Source organism: Nakamurella alba, assembly GCF_009707545.1.
In the GTDB taxonomy this organism is placed as follows: Bacteria; Actinomycetota; Actinomycetes; order Mycobacteriales; family Nakamurellaceae; genus Nakamurella; species Nakamurella alba.
In genome coordinates, this window is sequence record NZ_WLYK01000016.1 from 64,818 (window position 1) to 80,223 (window position 15,406).

Below are 15,406 nucleotides of genomic sequence, written 5' to 3' on the forward strand. Positions count from 1 at the left end.
GAAGATGACAACCACGGGGGTGGGCCGGTCACCGTTGACCCGGTCGCTGCGTCTCGGGCTGCTCTTCCTCGGCGCGGTGCTGATCGGGGTGACCGCGGCGGTGCTCGCCGTGCTGCTGGAGGATCCGGCGGTCGCGCACGAAGAGGCCTGGGGCTACGCCGTTGTCACCTGGCTGTACGTCCTTGCGGGGACCCTCGCCTGGTGGCGCCGGCCGAGCAACGGGATGGGCCCGCTGATCGTGTGGGGCGGCGTGACCCTGTTGCTGCTGTCCCTCGGCACGCTCCCCGGGCTCGCCACGCTCGGAGCCGTCACCGCCACGTTCATCCTCGCCGTGATGGTGCACCTGCTGCACGCCTTCCCGTCCGGTCGGTTGCGGTCCACCGCCTCCCGGATCACCGTCGTCGGCGGCTATCTGGTGTGCTCGGTCCTGCAGATCCCGCTCTACGCCTTCAACCCCGCCGCCGAGGGACTGCCGGTGTTCATCGCCGCCCGGCCCGACCTGGTGGTGCTGGGCGAGACGATCCAGGCCATTTCCGGGGCTGCGGTCATGGTGGCGACGGTGGTGATCCTGGCGATCCGGCTGCGTCGGTCGAACGCCTGGCAGCGACGGATCCTGGTGCCGCTCTTCGGTTACGGAATGATCGCGGTGCTGTTCATCCCGTTCTCCTCCAGCCTGCTGGAGGGCTGGTTCGGCTGGACCACGTCGCAGGTCGGCTTCGCGCAGCTGGTGGACATCGCCGGCGTCCCGATCGCCTTCTCGCTCGCCGTCCTGCGGGGCGGCTTCGCGCGTACCGGCGAGGTGCAGGAGCTGGCGACCTGGCTGAGCGCCCCGTCCGAGAGCCGGCCGGACGTGTCCGCGGCGCTGGCGTCGGTGCTCGGCGACCCGTCGCTGCGGGTGGTCTTCCACGTTCCGGAGCGGTCGGGCTTCGTCGATGCCGACGGGCTGACCGTGGAACTCCCGGGGTCCGGTGACACCCTGGCCTCGGTGCCGATCGAGCTGTCCGGGTCCGTGGTCGGTGCCGTCGTCTACGACTCCGATCTGATCGCGGACCCCGAGCTGGTCCGGGCCGCGGGCCGGTTGGTGGCACTGGCGGTCGACCGGGAACGGCTGACGGCGGCGCTGCTCGCGACGGAGCAGTCGCTGCGCCGGTCCCGGGAACGCCTGGTGGAGACCGCCGACCGCGAGCGCCGCCGGATCGCCCAGGACCTGCACGACGGGCTCCAGGTCAAGCTCGTGCTGCTCGCGATCGACGCCCAACGGCTCGCCAACCAGGCCGGCAACGCGGCCGCGGACCGCGAACGGGCGGTGGAACTGCGGCACGGGATCGACGTCGCGGCCGCCGAACTGCGCTCGCTGGTGCACGCCGTCATGCCCTCGTCGCTGCTGGAACGCGGCCTCGGGCTCGCCGCCGAGGACCTGGTCGACCGGCTGCCGGTGCCGACCGACCTGCACCTCGGAAACGTGGCCGGCCTGCCGACCCCGTTGGCGAGCACCGCCTACTTCGTCGTCGCCGAGGCGCTCACCAACGTGGTGAAACACGCCGGTGCGTCGCGGGCATCCGTCCGGCTGGACTGCGCCGACGGCACCCTGTCGATCGACATCTCCGACGACGGATGCGGTGGCGCATCCCGGGAGGGCGGCAGCGGGATCCGCGGGCTCGCCGATCGGGTCGACGTGCTGGGCGGCACCTTCCGTCTGGACAGCCCGGTCGGGAGCGGAACGAGACTGTCCATCCGGCTGCCGGTCTCGCTGGATGCACCGCTGCCGGGCCGACCTGAGACCCCTGCGGCGCAGGTCCGTCCGGACGCAGCCGTCGGAGCCACATCTGGTGTCCCGGAGTGGACGGACACGGTGCCCACCTCTGTCGTGCCGGGGACCGCCGGGGGAACGGGCACGCCCGCACCACAGCGCCCCCGGCCCGCACGGGCCACGGGTGCCCCGAGCACCGAACGCCTGGATCCACTTCCCACCCTGCCCCCCTCGATGAACGGAACGACGCAGTGACGACGAACAGAACCTCCCGATCGGCACGCCGCACCGGGCCGGTGGTGGCACTGGTGGCGGGCATCGGCCTGCTCGCCGGGTGCACCGGCAGCAGCGACGCCGGCGGCAATACCTCGGCCTCGCCGGCGGCAGCGGCCACCACGGCCGCGGCAGTCACCTCCGCCTCGTCGACGACCAGCGGGACGGTCGTCACCGACCCGACCTCATCCGGCACTCCGACGGAGCCGACCCCGCCGACCGACACCGTCGACAGGGCAGCACTTCTGGACCAGGCGCTGGCCGAGCTGGTCGCCATGCCGGGCGGCCCGCCGGGTGCGATTGCCGTGGTGCAGATCGGCGACGAGCGGACGGTGCACACCGCCGGGTTCGCCGACGTCGAGACGAAGACCGATATCGACGTGGACGACCACATGCGGATCGCCAGCGTCGCCAAGGCGTTCAGTGGGGCCACCGCGCTGGCCCTGGTCGACGCCGGCGAGCTGTCCCTGGACGACACCATCGGTGACGTGCTACCGGCCATGCCGAAGGCCTGGGCCGCCGTGACGCTGCGCCAGCTCATGAACCACACCAGCGGCGTCCCGGACTTCCTGATGTCGGAGAAGTTCCGCGACCGCTACATCGCGGATCCCGACAAGCCGGTGGCTCCGAAGGATCTCGTCGGGTCGTCGCGGACAAGCCGCTGGACTTCCCGAACGGGAGCCGGTACGTCTACTCCAACTCCGACAACATCCTGATCGGACTGATGGTGGAAGCCGCCACCGGCGGCACCTACCCGGACGCGCTGCAGAAGTACGTCCTCGATCCGCTCGGTCTGGAGAACACCTCCCTGCCTTCGGAGGTCGCCCTGCCGGAGCCGTTCATCCACGGCTACGACCTGACCGGGACCGACCCGATGGAGGACGTGACCGAGGGTCTCGCCCCGGGCTGGGCCTGGGCCTCCGGTGGTGTGGTGTCCACCCCGGCCGACCTGAACACCTTCGTCCGCGGCTACGTCAGCGGCGAGCTGTACAGCGCCGAGGTGCGCGCCGAGCAGCAGAAGCTGTTCATCCCCGGTGGCGAGTCCGGGCCGCCCGGACCGGGTCTCAACTCCGCGAGCCTGTCGCTGTTCCGCTACCAGACCGAGTGCGGCACCGTCTACGGGCACACCGGCAACACCGTCGGCTACACGCAGTTCATCGCCGCCTCCCCCGACGGCACCCGCTCGGTGACGGTCTCGATCAACCTGCAGCGCACCGACCACTCCGAGGACCAGGCGGCCTTCGTGTTCGATGCGCTGCAGCGCGCCGAGCTGGCCGGCGTGTGCATGGCACTCCAGGGCTGAGATCCACTGCGCGGGCGGTCATCCGGGTTTCCGGGTGGCCGCCCGCTGCGTTTCCGGACGCGAGCGCCGCCATGCTCGCCCGATGTCCATCGACTACCCGGTGCCGGGTCCGCTGACCGGACTGGGCCAGGTCCCGGCAATCGCCTGAGAAAGTGGAGATGCTCCCCTGGGACGAGTGGGGCCGGACGACGGATGCCTACGACGGCCGGACCGGCGACGACTACGACGAGTTGCTCGACCTTGTCGCCGCAACGTGCGCGTCCGACGATCCGGCTGCGGTTGCGGAGCTGTACCGGCATCCGGACCTGCGGGTGCCGGACGACATGATCGGATAACGGCCGGGTCCCCTCGTGTGCACGACCGCCCACTTGGCCCTGGTGCGCGTTCGACTGTTCGTCCGCTCGCCGGTCCGGAAGATCGGGTCCCCCACCACGCGCGATGACCGGTACCCACCCGCTTTCGATCCCAGCGGTTCGGATCCCTTGCGAAACGGCAGGTCCGCGCGGTTCGATCAGGCTCGTGACGATCGATGCTCACGTCCACCTCTACGACAGCAGCGCGATCGGCTACGGGGTGTTCGCGCACCGCGATCCGACCTTCGAGGCCTTGCTGGGTGACTACTCTGCCCTACCCAGGAGCTACTCGGTGGCGGATTACCGACTGGCCACCGCCGGCCGGAAGATCGACGGCATCGTGTGGCACGAATTCATCTCGGACGACCCGGAGGCCGAGATCCGTTGGGCGCAGGACCTTGCCGATACCTCTGACCTCCCGATGGCACTCGTCGGCCTGGCCGACTTCGCCGATCCACTGGTCGAGGCTCGGCTCGAACTGCTGGAGGCCCTGCCGAACGTCACGGCCGTCCGACAACACCTCGGCTGGGATCCGGTCGATCCGGTCCGCCGGATGACCTCGCGCCCGGACCACATGACCGACCCGGTCTGGGACGCGGGGCTGGCGCGGCTGGGCAGGACCGACCTCCGCTGCGCACTCGAGGTCTTTGCGCCCCAGCTGGCCGAGCTGACCGCGGTGGTCCGCCGCCATCCTGACATCGGCTTCACCATCGCTGTTCTCGGCTGGCCGACGGCCCTGGACCCGGACTCAAGGTCCCGCTGGCGGGCCGACATGGCGGCTCTCGCCCGGTGCGGGAACACCGTGCTGAGCATCTCCGCGGTGGAGTGCATCTTCGGTCCGGCCTGGGACGAGGACACCGCCGTCGACTGGATCACCGAGGCCGTCGGGCTCTTCGGGACCGACCGCAGCATGTTCGGCAGTCATCTGCCCATCGACGGGCTCTCCTACGGCTTCCATCGGCTGTACCAGGCCTATGACCGGGTCCTGGCGGGATGCTCGCCGTCCGAGCGCGACGCGGCCTACCACGGGACCGCGCAACGCTGGTACCGGATGCCAGTCTGCTGAAGATCGGGGCAATCCTCGGGCGTGGTCCGACGGATCTCGGATCCGGGGCACCACGAACCCGGATCCGGTGAGCACCACCAGACGATCGCCCAGCGGTTCCGGCGGCCGGACCATCGCGGTCCGGAATGCGGCGGCAACGCTGCAATCCAGGTCATCATCGGAATCCGGGGTCGGCAGGGTGACGAGGCGGAGGACCACGACCGGATCCAATTCGTCGACGACTGCAGGCCAGAAGTCACGATCGAGGCAACTCCGACATCGTCGGCCAGGGCCCTGTGGACCGCGTCGGCGGACGACTTCGCCGTGGTCGCCGCCGTGATCGATCTGGATCCCTCGATCTTCCGACACCTCACGGCGACGCTGCCCGACGGCCGCCCGTTCGAGGCCCCCTGCGCTGACTGGGCCGCTCGCACGTCTCCGGTGGCGCCACCACCCCGGCCGAGCGGCTAAACTGCTCCCGCTGCCCCTTTAGCTCAGTCGGTAGAGCGTCTCACTCGTAATGAGAAGGTCTACGGTTCGATTCCGTAAAGGGGCTCGTTTCCGCAGGTCGGAGGCCTGAGAGGGCCTCCGACCTCCGGCCTTGCTACTTTATTTGCACACAAACCCCTGTATCTCTTGCTACTTTTCGGCGTACCGTCCAGGTCATGGGACGTGCGAAGCTCGCCGCGAACGCCACGGGCAAGGTCTCGATCGTGCCGATGTACGTCGACCCGCAGACCGGTCGCGAGCAGCGCGTTCCCCGAGAAGCCCGCTCCACCTGGCCGGCAGCGGCCGTGTCGCGGTGGGCAGTGAGCGGGCTCACCCGAGTGCAGGACCGGAGCGTCCGGGATCCGGAGACCGGTGCCTTCACCGTCGGCCGGAGGGTGCAGATCAGGTTCAGCTCGACCACCGGCGACCGGGCCAGGTGCGAGCAGGAGTTCGCCCGGCTGGCCCGGAAGGCCCAGACGGAGGCAGCTTGGGCTTCTGCCGGCGCGGCTCAGCCTGGGCATCCGATCGGGCCGATCGTCGAACAACTCCTGGCGCAAAGGGAAGTGAGTGGCGAGTACTCGGCCGGCACCATGACGGCGTATCGGAACGCCGAGCGGCGCTTGCGGGAAACTGGCATCCTGAAGGAAGACATCGCATCGGTGACGTCAACCCGGGTCGGCGAGGTTCTTCGCCTGATAGCGACCAAGGCGAGCGTGGGCCGGCAGTCCAGCCAGGGGGGAACCGCGGTCGCCAAGACATCCCGATCGGTGCTCTCGTTGGCGTTCAAGCACGGCATCTCTCAGGGGTGGATCGGTGTCAATCCGGTACGGGACGCTGGGGAGATCCGGCGGCCGAAGCGGCGGACGACGGAGAGAAGAGAGGGCATCGACCACGAGCGCGCGCTCACCAAGGAGGAGAAGGTCAGATTGGCGTGGAGTGTCGCCAGGAGCGAGCGCGCTGTGCGTCTGGATGTCCGCGACCTCATCCTGGCCGGGCTGGCCATCGGGGGGCGCATCGGCGAGGTGTGCGCCATCCGTTGGTGCGACGTCTCGTTCTTCCAGCGGTCGACCGGTGCAGGGACAGTCGGCATGGCCAGCGTGACCATCTCGGGAACGATTGTGCGACGACCCGGTGTGGGCCTCGCCCGGGAGACCACCAAGACGGCATCGAGCGTTCGCACGCTTCCGCTCCCGCCGCGGATCGCTGCGCTCCTGCGGCGGCGGGCACGAGCGGCCGGGGTTCAGCTGGACAAGATGAGGCTGGACCATCGGCCGGTATTCCCCGCGCCGGGACGATGGGAGCTGCCAGAAGAGCGCTACCAGCTCCGCGACTCCTCCAACACCGCCTCGGCGCTCCGGGTCGAGTTCGACCGAGCCGGGCTTGACTGGATCACCTTCCACGGGTTGCGCCGGAGTGCCCTCACAGCGCTGGCGGACGTTCTCCCGATTCGGCAAGTCGCAGACTTCGCCGGCCACAGCAGTATCAAGACCACGATCGATTCCTACCTGGCTCGCGGCAGAGTCAGCGAGCAAGTGGCGGACCTCCTATGAGTACCCGCGACTCATTCAATCCGGGGCGATTCCTGCTGCTGGAGCAGCTCAAGTGGTGAGGTCCCGTCGGGTGGTGTAGGTCGTCACCGTGTTCGGGGCAGCGAGTTCGGGTTGATCATGCAGTGAGGGTGGCCGGTGGCGCCACCTCCTTGGGCCTGTTGTCGAGTTGAGCCATGGACGCCTCGGAGAAGCAGCGGCGTTCGGAGACCTGCCACTCGTCGTGGGTCTCGATCAGCACCGAGCCGGCCAGGCGCAGCAGCGCAGCCGGGTTGGCGAAGACGCCGACGACGTCGGTGCGGCGCTTGATCTCCTTGTTGACCCGTTCCAGCGGGTTGGTCGACCACATCTTCTTCTAGTGCGAGACCGGGAAGTCCGCGAACGCAGTCACGTCGACTTTCGCTGCGAGCAACTGGGTTTCGACCTTCGGGAACTGCCGGCCGAGCATGCCGGCGATCACGTCGACCTGGTCACGGACATGCGCCGGGTCGGGCTGGGCGAAGATCGTGCGGATCGCCGCGGCCACCATCTCCGCGTGCCCCTTGGGCACGTTCGCCAACACGTTCCGCAGGAAGTGCACCCGGCAGACTCCCACTGTCAACCTTGGTATTGGCTGGGTGGTGGGTGCCGGGCGTGGTTGAGCGCGGTGACGGCCGGCGGCCGCACCGAGTGTCGAGGTCATCAGGGTCGTTCTGTTGCGGATCGGTTCCGTCGGCGGGCGGATTGCTGGAAGGGGGGCTGGTTCGGACCTGCTGGTCAGGTCGTCGAGTTCGCGGCGAGTTGTCGGGCCGCCGGGTGCCTTCCCGGGTCGTAGGTGGTCCGGTCGGTCCAGCACCGCCAGAGGACGCGCATCCAGCGGGCGGCAACGCCGCGCAGCGCGCGGTGGTACTGCTGACTGCGGCTGCGGGCGTCCTTGAAAGCCGCTGCTGCCCAGTCGGATTGCCTCAGAGAGTTGAAGGTCCACCACATCGCCGCTTCCCGTAGCGACGCGTTGGCCGCGTACCGGAAACGCACGCTCCTGGACCGCCCGGACGACCGGGTGACCGGCGCCAAACCCGCTTCGGCAAGAAGAACTCCGACGGTTGGATACCGGGCTCGGTCTTCGCCGATCTCAGCCAGCAGGACACCGGTGAGTACCGGCCCGACACCCGGCATGCTGGCGAAGATGCCGGCATCGGGGTGTTCAGCCACGGCAGCGGCGATTGCATCGTCATAGGCAGCGATGTCGACGTTGAGCTCGTGCAACAGTCGGGCGAACGTCTGCGCTGAGAAGCTCTTCCCGGCAACGGTTCCGACCGATCCGGACAGCAGGTTCTGACGCATCCTGTCTGCAAGTGTCTGGGCGGCTACTCATCCGGTGTAGTGGTGGCGGGTCAGGAAACCGTCCATCCTGGCCGTCTTCACCCGCGATGCCGCCGCCGGGGTCGGATAGTCGAGCACGAACTTCAGGGTGATCTCACGATCCACCGACGAGAACAGATGCACGGGCGCCGGGTGGTAGGCCTCCAGGATCATCCGGAGTTGATGTTCGACGGCCTGCTGGGTCTCCAGAAGGCGAGCCCGGTCCCGGGTGAGCGCCTTGACCTGTGCGAGCACCGGCGACGCGACGGGGAGCGTGCGCCAATTGGCGTGTTCGAATCGCAGCGTGTCGGCCAGCACGAACGCGTCGAACCGGTCGTCCTTCACCGCTGCGACTCGGTAACGCTCTCGCGCACGTGCCGAGATCCGCGGTGAAACCGGGTGCATGACATGCCCTCTCGCCTGCAGGTGCTCGACGAGCAGACCTTCCGAGCGTTCAACGGCCACCGGCAACCGGGGGGCCAGACTGCGCATCTGGCGATCCAGCTCGGCCAGGCCGGCGACGTCGTGGCTGACCTTGACATTGACCACCGGCTTACCGACCGGATCCACAACGCACAGTTGATGGTGCGAACCACCCCAGTCGACGCCCGCGAACAACGACCACACCTCGTCCATCGATCCTCCTCGAGATCGACGTCCACCACCTCACGGCGGTTCCGCTGGGCGCTCATCCAGGTGCTCGAAGCACGACTCCCACTGGCCAGTTCAGAACCCGCCAACGCCGGGAGGTACAGGTCTGCCGCTGGACCTGAACCGGTCACCCTGCCAAGGTCCTCTCCCGGCGCCGGAGGTGGACCAGCGGGACCATCCCGCCACCAGTCATATTGACGGATGAGCGCTGCCACCCCGCGCCCAGGAACACCGTCCCGATCGCGGCCTGCAGCCCGGCGTGGGCGTCGGAGATGACCAGCTGCACCCCGGCCAGCCCACGGCGCCTCAGGCTGCGCAGGAACGCGGTCCAGAACGCCCCGTCCTCGCCGGTCGCCGACGTCGGAGCCCAGCACCTCGCGGCGGCCGTCGGCGGCGACGGCCGCCGGGTGGCGACGGCGACGGCGACGGCCTGGGATACGACCCGGTGGTTGACCCTCGCCTTGCAGTAGGTGGCGTCCAGGGACATGTACCGGAACTGCTGGTCGGCCAGCGACCGGTACGGAACGCGGACACCTCGATGTCCAGGTCCGCGCAGATCCTGGACACCTCGGACTTGGAGATCCCCGGGTCGGCGCTTATCGCCTTGACCAGGTCGTCGACCTTGCGGGTCGAGGTGCCGTGCAGATAGGCCTCCATCACGACCGCGAACAGGCACTGATCGACCCGGCGGCGCCGCTCCAACAACGACGGGAAGAACGACCCCGTACGGAGTTTCGGGATCTGCAGCTCCAGATCGCCGGCGATCGTGGACAGCGTCCGGGGTCGGTGACCGTTGCGCTGGTTGGTGCGGGACTCGGTCCGCTCGTGCGGGCCGGCACCGATCACCGAGGTCAGCTCCGCATCGATCAAAGCCTGATAGATCGTGGTCGCCGCATGGCGGATCCGTTCCTCGACATTGGTGTCCTTGAGTTCCTCGAGCAGCTCGAGCAAGGCAGACTGATCCAGGGCCATCGTGTGTTCGTGTCCTTCCGTGAGAACCATTGGCGTGGTCTCACCGACCGTCACACGATGGCCCCTCCAACGCGGTCACCCACGCCTACAGGCCCCTGACCTCCTACACCACTCGCCGGGACGTCACCTGTTGCCGTGGTGGGTTCTACTGACGGTCGCAACACCACCGCCCCAGATGAGGAGCCTGCGTTGTCGTCTCGTCGTGTGAAGAAGGGGCCGGGACGGCGTCCACTCTCGGCTCAGCGCCGCCGGTTCCTGGAACTGCGGGAACGGGGGTGGAGCGTCCGCGGCGCGGCCAGGGAGGTCGGGGTGTCCCGGGCGACGGGCAACAACTGGACCAACGGTCACAAGACTTACCGGCGTGGGATGCTGGTCGGGTTCGTGCCGGCGCTGGACCGGCTCGCCGTGCGGGAGATCTCCGCCCGGTTTCTGTCCCAGGACGAGCGGTTCGAGATCGCCGAGCTGCACCTGGCCGGGGTAAGCATCCGGCAGATCGCTGCCCGGTTGGGTCGAGCCCCGTCGACGGTGTCGCGGGAACTGCGCCGTAACGCCACCCCTCGGCAGGGTTACCGTCCGTTCGAGGCCCACCGCAGCGCGGTGCTGCGCCGGCACCGCGATCACCGCAGACGCATCGAGACCAACCCCATGCTTCTGGCTGCGATCGGCGCGCTGCTCCAACGGCGGTGGAGTCCACAGCAGATCTCCCGGCTCCTGCGTCGCCAGCATCCCCAGGACCGGGCGATGCACCTGTGCCACGAGAGCATCTACCAGGCCCTGTACCAGCCCGGATCGGTACTGATGCGGCCGACGACACTCTCACCCGGCCGGCGCTCCCCGCTACACACCGCCGCGCCCAACAGCCCCCGACAACCCCCGCCTAGTTTTCACCCGGCTCAACACCGTGGCCGACAGCCAGGGGTACCCGCAGCGGTCCTAGAGGGTCCGAGAATGGCTTCCAGGTGTTGAAGCAATCCCGTCTCAGGGGCGGAGCCAGGACTGGTCAGGTGGACTCGGCGAACCCTGCTCGGTCGATGCGGCGGTGGTATCTGGTGCCAGCGATCCCGCCGAGGACCGCTCCGGCCAGGGCCACTAGGACGGCCGCGCCGATCGCGATCAAACCGGCGGCGGTGACGGTGCCTTCGTCGATGGGTATGCGGGGTAGGTTGAGGTCGGCGAACACATTGAACTTGCTGCCGGCGATCCATCCGATCAGGCCAGCAAGGAGGGTGGTGACAAGCGCCCACATCCACACCGCCACGCCTTGTTTGCCGCCGTTGAAGCGAGCCATTCGTCCGGCGACATAGCCGCCGCAGTAATACGAGATCAATACGATTACGAGCAGCACTATCGCGCCGACGAGTCCGACCGTCCGAGCGGTACCGGAATTGTTCTGCGCCGGCTGCAATGTGTCCGGATCGGTGAGGCCGAATGCAACGCCGGCGCCGCTGAGGATAGCGATGGCGATGACTGCGAGCCCGGTGGCTGCCAGCCAGCCGAAGAAGGCGGCGCCGAACTTCATGCCGCCAAATTCGGCTCGTTCGCGGGAGACCACGTCCTGGATGTCGTATCGAGGACCGGCGGGCGGCGTGATGGCCGAGGTTTCAGCATGCTCTTTCGGTCCCGGAGCCGGCTCTGCCGCGGCAGGCTGAGTGGTGAAGTCGGTGCCGCGAGTAGGCGGGGCAGGTTCAGGGCTGGAAGGTGTTGGATTGTTTGAGGGAGTTGCGGGTGTACTCATGTCAATTTCCCTTGGCGTTCCGGATCGCGCGGGCTTCCTGCAGCTCGTCGGCATCCCTTTTATCGGTCTTGGCGATGACTGTTTCGTCACGGGCGGGTAGTTGAAGGTCTTGCTCTGCCGGTATTCCGGCTTGCAATTGCCGTCCTCGCTCGATTTCCGCGTCGATTTCGGCGCCGAACAGTAGGGCGAGGTTGGTGATCCACAACCACAGTAAGAATATGATGACCCCCGCCAGGGATCCGTAGGTTCGGTCGTAGTTCGAGAAGTTCGCGACGTAGAAGCCGAAGGCTACGGAAGCCGCTACCCAGACTATGACGGCGATCGCGGCACCGATGCTGATCCACCGGAATCGCGGCTGTTTAATGTTCGGTGTGGTGTAGTACAAGATGGCCACGATTAGGATGACAACGGCAAGCATCACCGGCCACTTGGCGATGTTCCACACGGTGACCGCGGTATCGCCCAGACCGATCGCGGAGCCGACCGTGCGGGCGACCGGTCCCGAAACGACAAGCCCGAGCGCGACGAGGGCCACGAGCAGCACCGCAACCACGGTAATGAGCAGCATGGCGGGGCGCAGTTTCCAGAAGGGACGACCTTCCCTGATCTCGTAGATGCGGTTCATGGCGCGGCTGAATGCGCCGATGTACCCGGATGCGGACCATAGTGCTCCGGCCAGTCCCGCGACGAGCGCAAACCCGCTGGCCTTGCTCTGGGACAGTTGATCGACGACACCGCCGATCGTGTCAGCTGCGCTGGGAGCGACCTGGCGAACTGCGTCCATTAGCGCTGTCGTGCCCTGCTGGTCCTGGCCGATGAGCCCGAGGATGGAGACCATGGCGAGGATTGCCGGGAACAGCGCGAGGACTGCGTAGTAGGTCAGTGCTGCTGCCAGGTCGGTGCACTGATCGTCGGCGAACTCACGGAACGTCTTCTTCGCGATGAATTTCCAGGATCTGCTGGTGAGGTCGCCCGGGTCGTCGGGCTTGTTCGTTGATGCTTGGTTGACGAGGTCACGGTCCTTGCTGCTCACTTGGTTCCTCCGGTATGTGTCCTGCCGAGGCCGCTCCCGGCGCGTAGGCCGGGAGCCGCCTCGGCGCACCACTAGTCGCCGGTGTGCTGCTGGACGGTGTCCTTCGCGTCCTGGGCCTGATTCTTGACCTCGTCCGCAGCCGATTCCGCTTCGTTCTTGACGGTTTCGGCTGCGTCCTGTGCGGTGGACTTGACTGATTCCAAGGCTTCCTGAGCCGGCTGCTGGAGGTTGCCGGCGGCGTCCTTCGCGGTCTCAGTGATCTCTTCGACCAGCGGCTGTGCCTGATCCTTGACCGCGGCGGCGGCCTGGGCTTCAGCGCCCGAGGCCGGAAACAGGGACGACAGCAGCATGCCGACTCCGAATGCCACAAGTCCCGCAGCGATCGGACTGCCCTGCGCCTGTTGTTTGATCTGCCCCGGCGCGTTGCTCACTGCATCGTGCACCGACCCGGCCACGTCACCGGCTGTGGAGCTGCTGGTGTCGGCGGCGCCCATGATGTGATCGCGCACCTTGGCGGCGGACCCACGGATCCGGCCGACCTGGCGTTTGGCGATCTGGCCAGGGCTCACCTTTTCTCCCAGCTCGTTGACGTCGTCGGAAAGTCCTGCGCGCGTAGCGGCGATCTGTGCACGGATCTCATCTGGCGTGCTCATCGGTTGTCCTCCTCGTGTCCCTTGACCGCGTTCGGAATCTTCTGCACCGTCTCCGTCGTCCGCCGCAGACCGCGGATTGAGGCGAACTCACCGCGGCCCAGCAGCACCAGCGTGATGGCAATGGCCGCCCAGACCGCCGCTACGATCAACGCCGACCATGCCCCGCCGGTGACGTTGCCCAGGCCCCACCACAACGCGATCGAGAGGAACAGGAGCACGAAGTAGCCGGCGACGCCTGCACCGCCGAACATCCCGGCACCTTTGCCCGCCTTTGCGGCGGACTCCTTGGCTTCGGCCTTGGCCAACTCGATCTCCTGGCGCACCAGGGTCGAGAGATCCTCCGTGATCTCGCTGATCAGCTCCCCGAGCGGTCGCGGCCCGTCCGAGGCTGGCGCGGTCGGATGGCTCATCCGCCCGCTCCAGGAGCGCGGCTGCCGCTCACCGGCACGCCGTGATAGGCCCCGCTGACGAGCTGCGACTGCCGACTGGTGCCTCCGGGCTCCGCCTCGATCGGCGAATTCTCCGCACTCGCAGAGCTCTTGGCCGGGTCGGCGGTTATGCCGCGGGTGAACCGTCCGGCCAGAATCCCGGCGCCGAGTGCCGCGACCAGGAATGTGCCCGGCTTCCGGCGGGCGAACGAACGGACCTCGTCCAGCACACCTTGCGGGTCGCGATCTTCGAACCACCCGGCGACGTCGTGAGCCCGGTCCGCGGCTTGCGCGGTCAGCTCGGTCACGGTTCCTGGCTGGTCCGAGCCTCGCGCCATTGCCGAGAGCTGTTCTCCCAAAGAGCGAAGCCCGTTGGCAACCTTGACCTGTTGCGCCTGTGCCTGCGCCGACAACTCCGATTGCGCCTGCCCGGCTAGCATCTCGATCTGCTTCTTGGCCTCGCCAGCCACCTGCGTGGCCTGCTCCTTTGTCGTGGCGGTCACCTGTTGGGCGGCCTCCTTGGCGCCACCGGCCAACTCGGCCGCCTCGGTCTTGGCGACTTCAGCGGTGGACGGATCCTCGGCGGCAGCTGCAGTTGGCTCTGCGGACACAGGCGGGGCGAGTGGCGACAAGGGCGCCAACACGGCCTCTGGGTGTGCGGCAGGCGGCGGTGCCTGCGGTGCGGACGTGAAAGGGTCTGACATTACTGTCCTCTCCTCATCGTGTGACGAGTGCGTCATCGGCGTGAGGTCGACTCGCCCGAACCGGGCTCGTCCAGCTCGATCTGCTCCTTGCGCACCTCACCGGAAACCTGCTCCTGCTCGGTCACGGTCCTGGTGCCCAACCGCACGCGCTCCACAACCTCGGCTTCGGTGGTCACAACCGGTCGTTCGGCGTGCAACACGACCTCGTGCTCGGCCTCGGAGATCTCAGCGCCGCCAAGTGCGTCACCACGGTTGGCATCGGTGATGGGCTCGCGTTCGACAACGACCTCTTCGTGGGAGACAGGGACGGTGACCGTCTGCTGCTCGGTGACGACGTACTTGCGCAGACGCGCCCGGCCGGCCTCGACCTGCTCTGTGCCCACCCGCAGGTGCTCCTCCGAGCGCGTGATCGAGTCTTCTGACGCCGATGGAGCCGACTCCGTGTAGGCCGGTCCTGACTCGGCGGACTGGGCCTGCGAGGTGGTCTCGGAGAGATATTGGCTGTAGTAACTGTAGAGAGTCTCCTGCTCGTCGACATCCAGATGGCTGGTGTCATCGATACTCGGCGCGTCCTTCACCACGTCCTTGCCGAACGGCAATAGCAAGTCCCCACCCTGCACCTGGGCGCCCTGCAGAGGCACGAAGTTCTCCTTCATGCCAAACAACCCAGTGTTCACCGTGACCCAGTCCGGCTGACCTGTTGCATCGTTGAGGTACACCTGCCCCACCGAACCGATCTTGTCACCGTCCGCACCCACCACGGTGCGGTCCATCAACTCATCGGGGTTGAAGCTGTTGGCCATCGCGAACTCCTTCGACTCTTGAAAACTCCTGTCAACTGGGCGCACTATCACCCGCTCACCTGCTACACCTCCGGACCGGTTACCACCGGCTTACGTTGTAAACCTGTCCCGTCCCCCAGGTTGGGACTGTCAGTTCATCGGTGTAAGTGATCCAGACACGCCGGGTGCGCTTGGCGGGCAGGGTCGGACATGTCGGACACGCTTGATGGCATGACAACGACGTCAGCAGGCTGGATGGACCAGCAGCAGTTCGCGCAGGCACTGGTGGCGCGAGCCCGTCAGGAAGGCCTGGAGTTGATCGGCCCGGGAGGTCTGCTGACCGGGTT

General features: G+C 67.6%; 14 protein-coding genes, 1 tRNA gene and 3 pseudogenes. 8 read left to right on the forward strand and 10 right to left on the reverse strand.

Translation table 11 applies throughout. The annotated features are described in order from the left end of the window. Positions 1-4 precede the first annotated feature (4 nt). From GIS00_RS25005 to GIS00_RS25035, 7 genes are all read left to right on the forward strand, one after another. Complete coding sequence (locus GIS00_RS25005) at positions 5-2,005, forward strand: sensor histidine kinase (protein ID WP_154771198.1); 2,001 nt, start codon at positions 5-7, stop codon at positions 2,003-2,005. Continuing rightward, positions 2,002-2,739 (forward strand): serine hydrolase domain-containing protein, encoded by a 738-nt coding sequence (locus GIS00_RS29190; protein ID WP_154771199.1) that lies wholly within the window; start codon positions 2,002-2,004, stop codon positions 2,737-2,739. Before GIS00_RS25005 ends, GIS00_RS29190 begins: the two co-directional genes overlap by 4 nt. Beyond that, on the forward strand, positions 2,685-3,326 hold the full coding sequence (locus tag GIS00_RS28575) for a serine hydrolase domain-containing protein (RefSeq protein ID WP_255455209.1): 642 nt from the start codon (positions 2,685-2,687) through the stop codon (positions 3,324-3,326). Before GIS00_RS29190 ends, GIS00_RS28575 begins: the two co-directional genes overlap by 55 nt. 152 nt (positions 3,327-3,478) lie before the next feature. Then, positions 3,479-3,661, forward strand: a complete 183-nt coding sequence (locus GIS00_RS25020) for a hypothetical protein (RefSeq protein ID WP_230314130.1) — start codon at positions 3,479-3,481, stop codon at positions 3,659-3,661. Positions 3,662-3,845: 184 nt separating this feature from the next. Beyond that, positions 3,846-4,745, forward strand: coding sequence for an amidohydrolase family protein (locus tag GIS00_RS25025; RefSeq protein ID WP_196073459.1), 900 nt, complete (start codon positions 3,846-3,848; stop codon positions 4,743-4,745). A 462-nt stretch (positions 4,746-5,207) separates the two neighbouring features. After that, positions 5,208-5,280, forward strand: a tRNA-Thr gene (locus tag GIS00_RS25030). Positions 5,281-5,389: 109 nt separating this feature from the next. Next, the gene (locus tag GIS00_RS25035) at positions 5,390-6,763 is read left to right on the forward strand and encodes a tyrosine-type recombinase/integrase (protein WP_154771202.1); all 1,374 of its coding nucleotides are present in this window, start codon (positions 5,390-5,392) and stop codon (positions 6,761-6,763) included. A gap of 115 nt (positions 6,764-6,878) precedes the next feature. On the opposite strand, the pseudogene GIS00_RS25040 reads toward GIS00_RS25035, so the two are convergent. The 4 genes and pseudogenes from GIS00_RS25040 to GIS00_RS25050 form a co-directional block, all read right to left on the reverse strand. Next, positions 6,879-7,442, reverse strand: a pseudogene (locus GIS00_RS25040) (transposase). A gap of 74 nt (positions 7,443-7,516) precedes the next feature. After that, on the reverse strand, positions 7,517-8,083 hold the full coding sequence (locus tag GIS00_RS28115; RefSeq protein ID WP_230314131.1) for a transposase: 567 nt from the start codon (positions 8,081-8,083) through the stop codon (positions 7,517-7,519). Positions 8,084-8,110: 27 nt separating this feature from the next. Beyond that, positions 8,111-8,737: an IS110 family transposase gene (locus GIS00_RS28120; protein WP_230314132.1), complete on the reverse strand. Its 627-nt coding sequence runs from the start codon at positions 8,735-8,737 to the stop codon at positions 8,111-8,113. A gap of 142 nt (positions 8,738-8,879) precedes the next feature. Then, positions 8,880-9,754, reverse strand: a pseudogene (locus GIS00_RS25050) (IS256 family transposase). Positions 9,755-9,928: 174 nt separating this feature from the next. Between GIS00_RS25050 and GIS00_RS25055 the strand changes: the two are divergent. Continuing rightward, a pseudogene (locus tag GIS00_RS25055) lies at positions 9,929-10,570 on the forward strand (helix-turn-helix domain-containing protein); the annotation flags it as partial. 154 nt (positions 10,571-10,724) lie between these two features. Here the strand turns inward: GIS00_RS25055 and GIS00_RS25060 are convergent. From GIS00_RS25060 to GIS00_RS25085, 6 genes are all read right to left on the reverse strand, one after another. After that, positions 10,725-11,459, reverse strand: a complete 735-nt coding sequence (locus GIS00_RS25060) for a hypothetical protein (RefSeq protein WP_154771204.1) — start codon at positions 11,457-11,459, stop codon at positions 10,725-10,727. A 1-nt stretch (position 11,460) separates the two neighbouring features. After that, positions 11,461-12,492, reverse strand: coding sequence for a YihY/virulence factor BrkB family protein (locus GIS00_RS25065; RefSeq protein WP_322098414.1), 1,032 nt, complete (start codon positions 12,490-12,492; stop codon positions 11,461-11,463). Between the two features lie 71 nt (positions 12,493-12,563). Beyond that, positions 12,564-13,145 carry a DUF3618 domain-containing protein gene (locus GIS00_RS25070; protein ID WP_154771205.1) on the reverse strand — a complete coding sequence of 194 codons (582 nt, stop codon included), beginning with the start codon at positions 13,143-13,145 and terminating at the stop codon, positions 12,564-12,566. Then, positions 13,142-13,555 (reverse strand): phage holin family protein, encoded by a 414-nt coding sequence (locus GIS00_RS25075; RefSeq protein ID WP_154771206.1) that lies wholly within the window; start codon positions 13,553-13,555, stop codon positions 13,142-13,144. Before GIS00_RS25075 ends, GIS00_RS25070 begins: the two co-directional genes overlap by 4 nt. Continuing rightward, positions 13,552-14,076, reverse strand: a complete 525-nt coding sequence (locus GIS00_RS25080) for a hypothetical protein (protein WP_154771207.1) — start codon at positions 14,074-14,076, stop codon at positions 13,552-13,554. Before GIS00_RS25080 ends, GIS00_RS25075 begins: the two co-directional genes overlap by 4 nt. Before the next feature lie 233 nt (positions 14,077-14,309). Beyond that, positions 14,310-15,080, reverse strand: a complete 771-nt coding sequence (locus GIS00_RS25085; RefSeq protein WP_154771208.1) for a DUF2382 domain-containing protein — start codon at positions 15,078-15,080, stop codon at positions 14,310-14,312. Between the last annotated feature and the right edge of the window lie 326 nt (positions 15,081-15,406).